The 12145-nt window shown below is 71.7% G+C and carries 12 protein-coding genes; 7 read left to right on the top strand and 5 right to left on the bottom strand.

Annotated features, from left to right (window positions below; all coding sequences use genetic code 11):
* Window positions 1-13: 13 nt before the first annotated feature.
* On the bottom strand, window positions 14-1576 hold the full coding sequence (locus J5Y09_RS02555; protein WP_209350185.1) for an acyl-CoA synthetase: 1563 nt from the start codon (window positions 1574-1576) through the stop codon (window positions 14-16).
* A 147-nt stretch (window positions 1577-1723) separates the two neighbouring features.
* Between J5Y09_RS02555 and dctP the strand changes: the two genes are divergently transcribed.
* Genes dctP through J5Y09_RS02540 form a run of 3 tightly spaced genes read left to right on the top strand, consistent with a single transcriptional unit; the run spans window position 1724 to window position 4579 of the window.
* Window positions 1724-2776: a TRAP transporter substrate-binding protein DctP gene (dctP, locus tag J5Y09_RS02550; protein ID WP_209350184.1), complete on the top strand. Its 1053-nt coding sequence runs from the start codon at window positions 1724-1726 to the stop codon at window positions 2774-2776.
* A gap of 2 nt (window positions 2777-2778) precedes the next feature.
* The gene (locus J5Y09_RS02545; RefSeq protein ID WP_342451388.1) at window positions 2779-3288 is read left to right on the top strand and encodes a TRAP transporter small permease; all 510 of its coding nucleotides are present in this window, start codon (window positions 2779-2781) and stop codon (window positions 3286-3288) included.
* A gap of 4 nt (window positions 3289-3292) precedes the next feature.
* On the top strand, window positions 3293-4579 hold the full coding sequence (locus J5Y09_RS02540; protein ID WP_209350183.1) for a TRAP transporter large permease: 1287 nt from the start codon (window positions 3293-3295) through the stop codon (window positions 4577-4579).
* On the opposite strand, the gene J5Y09_RS02535 is transcribed toward J5Y09_RS02540, so the two are convergent.
* The 4 genes from J5Y09_RS02535 to J5Y09_RS02520 form a co-directional block, all read right to left on the bottom strand.
* On the bottom strand, window positions 4576-5550 hold the full coding sequence (locus J5Y09_RS02535) for a tripartite tricarboxylate transporter substrate binding protein (RefSeq protein ID WP_209350182.1): 975 nt from the start codon (window positions 5548-5550) through the stop codon (window positions 4576-4578). The genes J5Y09_RS02540 and J5Y09_RS02535 overlap by 4 nt on opposite strands.
* Window positions 5551-5636: 86 nt before the next feature.
* Window positions 5637-6299: a peroxiredoxin gene (locus J5Y09_RS02530; protein WP_209350181.1), complete on the bottom strand. Its 663-nt coding sequence runs from the start codon at window positions 6297-6299 to the stop codon at window positions 5637-5639.
* A 138-nt stretch (window positions 6300-6437) separates the two neighbouring features.
* Window positions 6438-7403 (bottom strand): alpha-ketoacid dehydrogenase subunit beta, encoded by a 966-nt coding sequence (locus J5Y09_RS02525; protein ID WP_209350180.1) that lies wholly within the window; start codon window positions 7401-7403, stop codon window positions 6438-6440.
* Window positions 7400-8380, bottom strand: a complete 981-nt coding sequence (locus tag J5Y09_RS02520) for a thiamine pyrophosphate-dependent dehydrogenase E1 component subunit alpha (protein ID WP_209350179.1) — start codon at window positions 8378-8380, stop codon at window positions 7400-7402. Before J5Y09_RS02520 ends, J5Y09_RS02525 begins: the two co-directional genes overlap by 4 nt.
* A gap of 68 nt (window positions 8381-8448) precedes the next feature.
* Between J5Y09_RS02520 and J5Y09_RS02515 the strand changes: the two genes are divergently transcribed.
* From J5Y09_RS02515 to J5Y09_RS02500, 4 genes are all read left to right on the top strand, one after another.
* Window positions 8449-9270 (top strand): hypothetical protein, encoded by an 822-nt coding sequence (locus J5Y09_RS02515; RefSeq protein ID WP_209350178.1) that lies wholly within the window; start codon window positions 8449-8451, stop codon window positions 9268-9270.
* Window positions 9267-11006, top strand: coding sequence for a thiamine pyrophosphate-binding protein (locus J5Y09_RS02510; RefSeq protein ID WP_342451386.1), 1740 nt, complete (start codon window positions 9267-9269; stop codon window positions 11004-11006). The genes J5Y09_RS02515 and J5Y09_RS02510 overlap by 4 nt, the downstream gene beginning before the upstream one ends.
* A gap of 46 nt (window positions 11007-11052) precedes the next feature.
* Window positions 11053-11505, top strand: coding sequence for a hypothetical protein (locus tag J5Y09_RS02505; protein ID WP_209350177.1), 453 nt, complete (start codon window positions 11053-11055; stop codon window positions 11503-11505).
* 131 nt (window positions 11506-11636) lie between these two features.
* Window positions 11637-12143, top strand: coding sequence for a YMGG-like glycine zipper-containing protein (locus J5Y09_RS02500; RefSeq protein WP_209350176.1), 507 nt, complete (start codon window positions 11637-11639; stop codon window positions 12141-12143).
* The last annotated feature ends 2 nt before the right edge of the window (window positions 12144-12145 follow it).

The raw sequence follows: 12145 nt of genomic DNA, 5'->3' as shown, positions 1-12145 counted from the left end.
GGCGAACGGCGACTCAGATGTCGCCGCGCTCGGCGAGCAGGCGCTTCACTTCGGCCTTGGGGACCTTGCCGTAGCCGGACCGCGGCAGCGCATCCCACACCACGATCCGCGACGGCCATTTGTACCGCCCGAGGCGGCCATCGAGATGCGCCATGACCGACGCCGGGTCGATGGCGCCGCCTTCCGCGGCCACCAGCACGGCGATGCCGGCCTCGCCCCACTTCTCGTGCGGCACGCCGACGACGCAGGCCTCCGCCACGTCCGGATGCGTCAGCAGCACCTCCTCCACCTCCCGCGGATACACGTTCGATCCGCCGGAGATGTACATGTCGGACTGGCGGCCGGTGATGTGCAGGAACCCGCGCGCGTCGAGATGCCCCAGGTCGCCCGTGTGGAACCAGCCGCCCGCGAAGGCCTTCTCGTTCGCCACCGGGTTCTCGAAATAGCCCGCCATCACGGCAGGGCCGCGGACGCAGATCTCGCCCGTCTCCCCGGCGGCCAGCCGGCGGTTCTGCGCATCGAGGATCGCCACCTCGATCCCCGTGCGCGGATAGCCGCAGGAGCCGATCGGGAAGGCCGGGTCGTCCTCCAGGCTGTGCCATTCGGGCGGCAGGACCGTGATGTTCCCGGTCACCTCGCCCAGGCCGAAATACTGCACCAGGCAGGGACCGAGCTTGCGCAGCGCGTGCTTCTGGTCCTCCCGGTACATCGGCGCGCCGGCATAGATCACGTGGCGCAGGCTCGAATGGTCATGCGCATCGACGCTCGCGTCGCGGCAGAGCGCGTTCAGGATCGTCGGCACGGTGAACATGTTGCTGACGCGGTGCTTCTCCACCAGCCGCCAGGCTTCCGGCACGTCCAGCCGCTCCCCCGGCAGCAGCACCGAGGCCGCGCCGCGCGCCACCTGCGCCATCGCATGGATACCCGCGCCATGCGACAGCGGCGCGACGACCAGCGAGGCATCGCGCTCGCTCAGCCCCGGCATCAGGTCCGCGATGTGGTTCACGACCACGAAGGCGAGTTGCCCATGCGTCAGCGTGCCGCCCTTGGGCCGCCCCGTGGTGCCGGAGGTGTAGAACAGCCAGGCCGGATGGTCGCGATCGACGGCGACGGTCTCGGTCACCGGCGAGGCCGCTCCCTCCGCGACGAGATCCTCCCATGACGGCCCCGCGCCTTCCCCGATCGCGACCTCGACCATGCAGGCCGCGTTGCCCGCGCGCGCCGCGGCGCGGTGCTCGGGGAAGCCTGTGTCGAAGAGATGCGCCCGGCAGCCGGCATTGGCCGCGAGGAAGGCGACCTCCGGCGGGCTCAGCCGGAAATTCGTCGGCACCCAGACGGCGCCGATCAACCAGCAGGCCCAGCAGGATTCGAAGATGGCGTTGCCGTTGCGGGCATGAACGAGGACCCGGTCGCCCGCGCCGATGCCGCGCGCGCGAAGGCCCGCCGCGGCCGCCGTCACGCGCGTCGCGACCTCGGCCCAGGTCCAGGTCCGCTCGCGCCAGACCAGCGCGGGATGGTCCGGCAGCCGCCGCGCCGTCTGCAACAACGGGCTCGCGAGGTTCGAGGTCGGGATCATTGGCGCTTCCTCCGCCCCTTGGTCTGCCGCGCCCCGCGCCACCCCGCAAGCATGCCGGCGCTTGCGGCGGGGCCCGCGCCCGGGCAATCCTGCAACCAAGCGCCGCCAGGGCGCGCAGATGAACGATCCGTCAGGGAGATTCGCCAGATGACCGAAACCCGCCTCCGCGGCTCGCGCCGCACGCTCCTGCTCGCGGCCGCGGGCACCGTCCTCGGCATGCCGCTGCGCGTCCGGGCGCAGCAGCAGTACCGGCCTGAGTACAAGGTCTCGGTCGTCGGCAACCGGCCCATCCCGCTCTCGGGCGGTGCCTTCGACTGGGCGGACATGGTCACCCAGCGCTCGGGCGGGCGCATCAACATGAAGGTCTATCCGGGCAGCCAGCTGGTCGGCGGCGACCAGACGCGCGAACTCGTCGCCATGCGCCAGGGCGTGATCGACATGGCGGTGTTCAGCACCATCAACATCTCGCCGCAGATCCGCGAGATGAACATCTTCTCCCTGCCCTTCCTGCTGCGCGACCATCGCGGCTTCGACGCCATCATCAACGGGGAGGTCGGGCAGGACCTGTTCCGCACCCTCGCGGCGCGCGACGTCGTGCCCGTTGCCTGGGGCGAGAACGGCTTCCGTGAGCTCTCGAACTCGCGGCGCGACGTCCGCCGCCCCGAGGATCTGCGCGGCATGAAGATCCGCTTTGCCGCCGGCGCCATCTTCAGCGAGATCTTCACCGCCATGGGCGCGAACCCGCTGCAGATGTCCTTCGCCGACCTGCAGCCGGCGCTATCCACCGGCGCGGTCGACGGGCAGGAGAACCCGGTCAACCTCTTCCTCGCCTTCCGCATGGACACGCTGGCGCAGAAGCACCTGACCATCTGGAACTACGTCGCCGATGCGGGCGCCTTCGTCGTCGCCAAGTCGGTGATGGACAGCTTCGCGCCGGCGGACCGCGACCTGGTCATCGCCTGCGCGCGGGAAGCCGCCCAGAAGCAGATCGCCGAGAGCCGCAAGGGCATCGGCATCGGCGGCGATCGCTCCGCGCTCGAGGAATGCGCGCGCCGCGGCGTCACGGTGGCCGAGCTGACGCCCGCCGAGAAGGAGGCCTTCGCCCGCGTCACCCGCCCGGTCTACGACAAGTGGGCGCAGACCGTGGGCACGGCGCTGGTCCAGAAGGCCGAGGCTGCGGTCGCACGCGCGGTCGCCTGACAGTGAGCGCCGAGCCCGACCCGACGCTCGAGAGGACCAATCCGCGGACGCTGGTGCCGCTGCGGATCGAGGAAGTGCTCATTGCGGCCGCCATGGCCGCGATGGCGCTGATCACCGCGGCCAACGTGGTGACGCGGTACCTGAGCAACGTCTCCCTCGCCTTCACCGAGGAATACTCGGTGGCGCTGATGGTGGTGGTGGCACTGCTCGGCACGGCCCTCGCCACCGCAACCGGCCGGCACATCCGCATCGGGGTCCTGGTCGACGGGCTCTCGCCCGCCCATCGCCGAATGGCGGAGGCGGCGGCGATGGTGCTGACCATTCTGTGCTTCGGGCTGCTCGCCTGGTACGGCGCGCGGCTGACCTGGGACGAATACCGCTTCGAGGTCCTCTCGAACGGCCTCGGCCACCCGAACTGGATCTACACGGGCTGGCTGCCACTTCTCTCGCTCGTGGTGATCGCGCGCGCGGCCGGGCGGCTCGCGCGCGTGCTGCGCGGCGGGGAATGGTAGGCACATGATCGGGGTCGTGCTCTTCGCGCTGTTCACCTTGATGCTGCTCGGCGCGGTGCCGATCGCGATCGCGCTCGGCCTCGCCGGCGCGGCGGCGATCGTCCTGGCCGACCAGTCGCTGTTCGCCATGCCGACCAATGTCTATGCCGGCATCGCGAAATATCCGCTGATCGCGATCCCGATGTTCGTCCTGGTGGGCAGCGTCTTCGACCGCACCGGCGTGGCGCTGCGGCTGGTGCGCTTCGCGACCGCGCTCGTGGGCGCCGGGCGCGGGGCGCTCGCCTCGGTCGCGGTGCTGGTGGCCATGGTCATCGGCGGCATCTCGGGCTCCGGCCCCGCCACCTCGGCCGCGGTCGGCCAAGTGGTGACGCGCAGCATGGTGGCGGATGGCTATCCGCGGCCCTTCATCGCGGCAACCGTGGGCGCCGCGGCGGCGACGGACATCCTGATCCCGCCCTCCATCGCCTTCATCATCTACGCGGTGCTGGTCCCCGGCGTCTCGGTGCCGGCGATCTTCATGGCGGGGATGTTCCCGGGAATCCTGGCGGGGCTGGCCATCATCGTCCCGATCGTCGTCATCTCGATGATCAAGGATTTCGGCGGCAAGGCGCGCGCCGAGGAACGCCTGCGCGTCTGGCAGACCTTCAAGGAGGCGATCTGGGGCCTGATGGCGCCCGTCGTCATCCTCGGCGCCATGCGGTCGGGCTTCGTCACGCCGACCGAGGCAGCAGTGCTCGCCGTCGCCTACGGGCTGTTCGTGGGCTTCGTCGTCTATCGCAGCCTGACGCTGCGCGACGTCTACGAAATGCTGGTGGAGGCGGGGGAACTCTCGGCCATCATCCTGATCGTCGTCGCACTGGCCAGCGTCTTCGCCTGGTCGACCTCGACGCTCGGCATCGTGCAGCCGATCGCCGCCTGGGTCGTGGGCCTCGGGCTCGGCGAATACGGCACCATCGGGCTGCTGATGCTGGTGCTCATCGTCATCGGGATGTTCCTCGATGGCGTCTCGACCTTCCTCATCCTGCTGCCCGTGCTGATCCCGATCGCGAATTCCTTCAACTGGGACCTGACATGGTTCGGCGTGATCCTGACCATGAAGATCGCGATCGGCCAGTTCACGCCGCCGATGGCCGTGAACCTCATGGTTTCCTGCCGCATCGCCGGCGTCAGCATGGAATCGACCATCCCCTGGGTGGTGTGGATGATCCTCGCGATGTTCGTGGCGCTGGCGCTCGTCGTGGTGTTCCCCGACATCGCCCTGTGGCTGCCCCGCGTGATGGGCCTCGGCTAGGAGAGCCGCAAGCCGAGCTCCCGCACGGTGCGCCGTTCCTCCTCGTTCTGCATCATCGCCGCCGTGGCGTAGTCCTCGGTGTTCAGGTAGCGCACCGGCATGTCGAAGCGCGCGACGGTGGCCAGATGCACGGGGTCGAACAGCGCCTCCCTGAAGGCGTCGTGCAGGATGCGCACCACCTGCGGGTCCATCCCGCGCGGCCCCGCGATGCCATAGGTGCTTTCGCCGAGCACGTCGTAGCCCGCCTCCCGGAAGGTCGGCACGTCGGGGAAGCGGCGCGCGCGCTCGCTCATCCAGACGCCGAGCGGCCGGACGCGCCCTTCCAGCGCCATGTCCGCCCAGGCGCTGGTCTCCGCCGAGAAGTGGATGTCGCCCGACAGCAGCGCCTGCAGGTTCGGCGCCGCGCCGCGGAAGGGCACCGCCTGCCAGTCGATGCCGGCCAGCCGCGCAAGGCGCGTCATCTGGATGTCGGTCGTGTTCGCCCCGGGCGTGCCGTAGTTCAGCCGGCCCGGATGGGCGCGGGCATGGGCGACCAGCTCCTGCATCGTACGCCAGGGCGCGTCGGGCCGCACCACCACGCCGCCCATGTAGCCGACCAGGCGGATGATCCAGGAGAAGTCCCGCGTTGGGTCCCATTGCGGGCGTTCCTGCATCGCCGGCATGCGGAACACGCCGTTGGGCATCTGGCCGAGCGTGTAGCCATCCGGCCGCGCTTCCCGCGCCATGTGCAGCGCGCCGAGGGTGCCGGAGGCGCCGGGCTTGTTCTCCACGATCACCGGCTGGCCGAGCCGCCGCGCCGCCTGCTCGCACAAGGATCGCATCTGGATGTCGGTCGCCCCGCCCGGCGTCCAGGGCACGAGCACGCGGATGGCGCGGTCGGGATAGCGCCCCTGCGCGAGCGACGGTCGGACCAGAAGCGCCGAGGCGCCCGCCAGCAGAAGGCGACGAGGCGTGGTGAACGCTCCGGACATCGGCTTCCTCCCAGTCTTGTTGGGGGAAGCCTAGCAACGCCTTGCCGGCCGGGGGCAGCGAATTCGGCGCCCCCGGCCCCGGTCGTTCAGCCGCCGGGCTGCGGCACGATCCGGATATAGGGCTTGGGTTCCTTCCAGCCCTGCGGGAACAGCGCCTTGGCGTCCTCGTTGGACACCGAGCCGGCGATGATCACGTCCTGCCCGCGGGTCCAGTTGGCCGGCGTCGCCACCTTGTGCTTCGCCGTCAGCTGCAGGCTGTCGAGCAGGCGCAGGACCTCGTCGAAGTTCCGCCCCGCCGTCATCGGATAGGCGAGATAGGCCTTCACCTGCTTGTCCGGCCCGATGAAGACGACGACGCGCACCGTCTGGTTCGCCGCCGCCGTGCGGCCTTCCGAGGTGGCGCCGGCATCGGCCGGCAGCATCCCGTACAGCTTCGAGACCTGCAGCGTCGGGTCGCCGATCATCGGATAGGTCACCGCATGGCCGGTCACCTCGGCGATGTCGCCTTCCCAGCGATGGTGGCTTTCGACCGGATCGACGGACAGGCCGATGATCTTGCAGTTGCGCTTGTCGAATTCCGGCTTCAGCCCGGCCATGGTGCCGAGTTCCGTCGTGCAGACGGGCGTGAAGTCCTTCGGGTGGCTGAACAGAATCGCCCAGCCATCGCCGATCCATTCATGGAAGCGGATGCGGCCCTGGGTCGTGTCGGCCTCGAAATCGGGCGCGGCCTGGCCGATCTGGATGCTCATGGCGGTGTCTCCCTACCGAGTAGGCGCGGAGGCGACCACGCGCGCACGCCCGCCGCAAGCAGAAGGTTCCGCTCGCCGCGCGCGGATGCGGAACGAGCGCCGGATTCTCCGCCTCACGTGCCGCGCGGAAAGAATCTGCTACCGCGCCGCCAGGCGCCGGATCGCATCCGCGACGCGTGTGGGTGTGATGCGCAGGCTGTCCTCGAGCGGCGGGCTGAAGGGCACGGGCGCGCGCGGTGCGCCGAGCCGTTCCACCGCCGCCAGGCCGGCAGGCCCCAGCGCCTCCACCACCCGCGCGACCACTTCCGCCCCGAAGCCCGAGACCGTCACCGCCTCATGCACCACCAGCAGGCGCCGCGTGCGGCGCGCCGAGGCGATGACCGCCGCCTCGTCCCAGGGCCAGAGGCTGCGCAGGTCGAACACGTCGCAGGCGATGCCGCTCTCCCGCGCCCCCTGCTCCACCACCGGCACCGTCGCGGACCAGGTGACCACCGTCGCCGCGTCGCCCGCGGCGGCGTGGCGCGCCACGCCGAACGGGATCGGCGCGATCTCCTCCGCCACCTCGCCTTCCGAGGTCCAAAGGTTCTTGGGTTCCATCAGCACGACCGGATCGTCGCTGCGGATCGCGGCCTTCAGCAGCCCGGCCGCATCCGCCGGCGTGCCGGGGGCCGCGACGACCAAGCCCGGTATGTGCGTCAGCCACGCTTCCAGGCACTGGCTGTGCTGGGCCGCGGAATTGCGCCACATCCCCTGCGGCATGCGCACCACCAGCGCGGCGCGCCCCTGCCCACCGAACATGTAGCGGACCTTGGCGATCTGGCTGACCAGCTCGTCCATGGCGCAGAGCGTGAAGTCGGCGATACGCATCTCCACGATCGGCCGCGTGCCGCACAGCGCAGCGCCGAGCCCCGCGCCCATGATCGTGCTCTCGCTGATGGGCGTGGAGACGATGCGGTCCGGGCCGAACTCCTCCGCCAGCCCCTTGTACTGGCCGAAGATGCCGCCCTGCACCAAATCCTCGCCCAGCGCCCAGACCAGCGGATCGCGGCGCATCTCGTCGGCGAGCGCGCGGCGCGTCGCCTCGGCGAAGCTCATGCGGGTCATGCCGGCGCCCCCGCATCCTGGACATCCGTGAAGGCCGCGCCCGGATCCGGCCAGGGCGCGGCCATCGCCGCGGCGCGGTGGCCGGCCATCTCGGCCGCCGCCTCGGCTTCCAGCGCGGCGATCTCGCCCGCCGTCACACCCGCCCCTTCCAGCAGGGCGGCGAGGCGCCGGATGCAGTCGCGCTGCCGCGCCACGGCCGCTTCCTCGGCGGGGCGATAGGCGGCGGCATCGGTCCCCGTATGCCCTTCCCAGCGGTAGCATTTCGCGTGCAGGAATTGTGGGCCCGCGCCGGCGCGGATGCGCGCGACGAGTTCCGCCGCGACGGCATCGACCGCCATCGCATCCTCCCCGTCCACGCCCGTCGCCGGCACGCCGCAGGCCTCGGCGCGCACGGCCGGGCCGCCGCCGGCCGTCACCGCGCTGTTGCGCGTGAAGGCGGCGAAGCCGTTGTCCTCGCAGACGAATAGCACCGGGAGGCGATAGAGCGCCGCCCAGTTCATCCCCTCGAGAAAGGGGCCGCGATTCACCGCCCCGTCGCCGAAGAAGCAGGCGACGATCGCGTCCTCCTTCGTCAGGCGGATCGCCTGCGCCGCGCCGCAGGCGATGGGGATGCCCGCGCCGACCACGCCATTCGCGCCGAGCATACCCACCGCAAAATCCGCGATGTGCATCGACCCGCCCTTGCCGCCGCAGGACCCACCCGCGCGGCCGTGCAGTTCCAGCATCATCGCCCGCGCATCGGCGCCCTTGGCGATGGCGTGCCCATGGCCGCGATGGGTGCTGGTGATGCGGTCCGCGCGCCGCAGGTTCGCGCAGACGCCGACGGCGACCGCTTCCTGCCCGATGGAAGGATGCACCACGCCTGGCGCCTTGCCTTCCCGCATCGCGGCGACGGCCTCGCGCTCAAAGGCGCGGATGCGCGCCATGTCGCGCAGCATGGCCATGCGCCGCGCCGTCTCGTTGGACGTGCCCGACATGCGGGTCCCCTCCCCCTGTTGCCAGCCCCCCGGGCGCGCTCTACTCCCGGCGAGGGAGAAGGAACGCCATGCTGGACCGGCTGATCGTGGTGGACAGCGTCACCCGGCTGGGGCCGGAGGCGCAAGGGCGCGTCATCGTCGGCGGGTCCCATGGCGGGATCTACGCGGCCTACCTCGCGGCGAAGGCGCGCGTCGCGGGGGTGCTGCTCAACGATGCGGGGATCGGTCTCGACGGGGCCGGCATCGCGGGGCTCGCCTGGCTCGACCCGCTCCGCGTGCCGGCCGCCTGCTGTTCCCACCGCAGCGCGCGCATCGGCGACGGCTTCGACCTGCTCGGCCGCGGCATAATCAGCCATGCGAACCGCGCCGCCGCGGCGCTCGGCATCGAGCCAGGCATGTGGTGCCGGGAGGCAGCCCGCCGCCTGGCCGCCGCGCCGCTCACGCCCGCCGATCCGCCCGAGAGCGCGGAAAGCCGCTTTCCCATCGAGGTGGCGGGCCGGGCCCGCGCCAGCGCGATCGATTCCAATTCCCTGATGGGTCCGGACGACGACGGCACCATCGTCGTCACCGGCAGCCACGGCGCGCTGCTCGGCGGCCGGCCGGAGACGGCGGCGCGCGCGAATGTCTTCGCCGCGCTCTACAACGACGCCGATGGCGGGATCGACGGCGCCGGCTTCACGCGCCTGGCCGCGCTCGATGCGCGCGGCATCGCTGCGGCCACCTATTCCGCCTGGACGGCGCGGATCGGCGATGGCCGCTCCGCCGTCGAGACCGGCATCGTCAGCGCCGTGAACGCCCGCGCGGCCGCGCTCGGCGTCGCACCCGGCGGCACGGTGCGGGCCGCCATCACCATCCTCGCCGAGGCGATCGAAAAGGACCGACGCGCGTGACCAGTTCCAACACCACCCTGAAGATCACCGGCGGCGAGGCGCTGGCGCGCATGCTGCAGGCGCACCAGGTCGGCCCGATGTTCGGCATGGGCGGCTTCCAGCTGCTGCCCTTCTACGAGGCCGTGCGCGCGCTCGGCCTGAAGCACTACCTGATCAACGACGAGCGCTGCGGCACCTTCGCCGCCGATGCCTGGGCGCGGGTGACGAACCGGCCGGGCGTGGTGGATGCGACGCTCGGGCCGGGGGCGACGAACCTCGTCACGGGACTGGTGGAATCGCTGAATGCCGGCATCCCGCTGGTGGCGATCACCGGCGACGCCAACCGCGACCACGCCTGGAAGAACATGACGCAGGAAGCGCGGCAGGTGGAGATCCTGCGCCCCGCCTGCAAGGAATTGCTGCGCGTCGAGAGCACCAAGCGGATTCCGGAATTCGTCCGCCGCGCCTTCGCCGTCGCCACCTCCGGCCGCCCCGGCCCCGTGGTGCTCGACGTGCCGGAGGATGTCGCGCATGGCGAGCACGAATTCGGCGCAGATGAGATCTGGGCCGACCCCGGCACGCTGATGGCCCAGGCGCGGCGCACGCGCCCCGATGGGCGGGAACTCGACCGTGCCGCCGCGCTGCTCGCCAGGGCGAAGCGGCCGCTGCTGCTGGTGGGCGGCGGCATCCATGTCTCCGGCGCGCATGCCGCGCTGCGCGCGCTGGCCGAGGCGCACGCCATCCCCGTCGCGCACACCATGTCGGGCAAGGGTGCCATCGCCTGCACCCATCCGCTCTCCCTCGGCGTCTTCGGGCGCTATTCGCGCATCGCCAACGACTTCATCGCGGAAGCGGACCTGCTGATCGTGGTCGGCTGCAAGCTGGGCGAGATCGCGACGAAGCGCTTTTCCCTGATGCCCGCCGGCGTGCCGCTGATCCACATCGAGATCGTGCCGGAGGAGATCGGCCGCACCACCCGCGCCGATGTCGCGATGGCGGCGGATGCGCGCCTCGCGCTCGAGGACCTGCTCGCCGCGCTGCCGCCGGGCCCGCTGCCCGAAGGCCGCGCGGACTTCGCCGCGGCGATCGCCCCGCGCATGGCCGCCTGGCGCGCGGGGGCGGCGGACCGGCTGGAATCGAACGAGACGCCGATCAATGTCGGCCGCCTGATCAACGAGCTGAACCTGGCGATGGGGGAGGAGGACATCCTCGTCGCCGATGGCGGCTTCGCGGGCCATTGGGGCGGGCTGCTGTTCGACACCAAGAAGGAAGGCCGCCACTTCATCGCCGATCGCGGCTTCGCCTCCATCGGCTATGGCGCGCCGGGGGCGATGGGCGCGCAGATGGCGGCCGGACCGAAGCGGCGCGTCGTCGGCCTGACCGGCGATGGCGGCTTCAACATGACGATCGGGGAGATCGAGACGGCGCGGCGCGCGGGGGCGAACTACGTGCTCTGCGTCTTCAACAACGCGGCCTCGGGCTACGTGAAGGCGCTGCAGCACGCGGTCTACGGGCCGGGCAACTACCAGTCCTCCGAATTGGCCGAGACGGACTACGCCGCCGCGGCCCGCGCCTTCGGCTGCCACGGCGTGCGCGTGGAGGACCCGGCGAAGCTCGCCGGCGCGATCCGGGAAGGGCTGGAGAACACCTCATCCCCCACCATCCTCGACGTGATCGTCACGCGCGATCCGGCGCGGATGCTGCCCGGCGTCGACAACCGCACGCTGAAGGTCGAGAAGGGCGACCGCCCGGTCTGACGCGACGCCCCACGGCCGCCACGAAAGCGGCTAGGATGCGCGGGCCATGACCGCGCCGCGCCGCCTGCTCGCCGCCCTGATCCTCGCCCTGCCCTGCGCGGCGGCGGCGCAGGACCAGCGCCTGCCGAGCGTGCAGTACGGCACGCCGCTGCCCCAGGTGCTCTACGGCGCACCGGGACCGGAGCCGGAGCAGCGCCGCGCGGCCCCGGCGCCCGCGCCGCTGCCGCCGCGAGCGCTGCCGCCGCCCGCGGCGCCGCAGGGCAGCCTCACCTACCAATCGGGGCCGGCCTACATCCCGCCGCAGGCCTATTGGGGCGCGCCGCCCTATTGGGACCGCGCGCCGCCCGCCTGGCGCCGGCCCGGCCCGCCGCAGGACACCGCGCCCTACGTCTCCCCCCGCAACGGGTATTTCGAACGACCGCTGCCCGAAGGCTCCTATGTCGGCCGTCCGCCGAGCGCCCCGCCACCGCCGACCTATGGCCGCCCGCGCGGCTGGTGAGGGACGAGGCGCGCGGTGCCGCGCGTTTCCCCAGCGCATCGACGTGCCACAGCCCCGCCACGCTGGCGCGCGATGATGACCTTAGGCACGGCGCGAGTCGCGCGGCGCCCTTTCTCGGACGGGAACGGACCATGGCCCGCAAGGGACTTCTCGCGATGCTGGCGGTGCTCCTCGCAGCCGGCTGCACCAACCCCTACGACCCGACGCAGCGCGCGCTCGGCGGCGGGCTGATCGGCGCCGGCACCGGCGCGGTGATCGGCGGCGCGGCAGGCGGGCGCGGCGGCGCGGCGTTCGGCGCGCTGGCCGGCGGTCTCGGCGGCGCGGCGATCGGCGCCGCGACCACGCCGACCCCGCCGCCGCAGCAATATGGCGGCTACGGTGGCTATGGCAGCGGCCAGGGCTACTACCCGCAGCAGCAGCCCCAGCCCTACTACGCGCCGCAGGGCGGCCCGCAGCCCTATTACGCCCCGCAGGGCGGCGGATATGTCAGCGCGCCCTATCCGATGCAGCAGCCCTATCAGCAGCCGTACCAGCAACCCTACCAGCAGCCCTACCAGCAGCCGCCCGGATCCTACTGGCAGCCGCAGCCCTACCAGGGCGGCTATCCTCCGCCGGACCCCTACGCCTACCGCTACTGACC

The organism is Roseomonas nitratireducens (genome assembly GCF_017813355.1).
Classification (GTDB): Bacteria; Pseudomonadota; Alphaproteobacteria; order Acetobacterales; family Acetobacteraceae; genus Neoroseomonas; species Neoroseomonas nitratireducens.
This window is presented reverse-complemented; position numbering and strand designations above follow the sequence as displayed.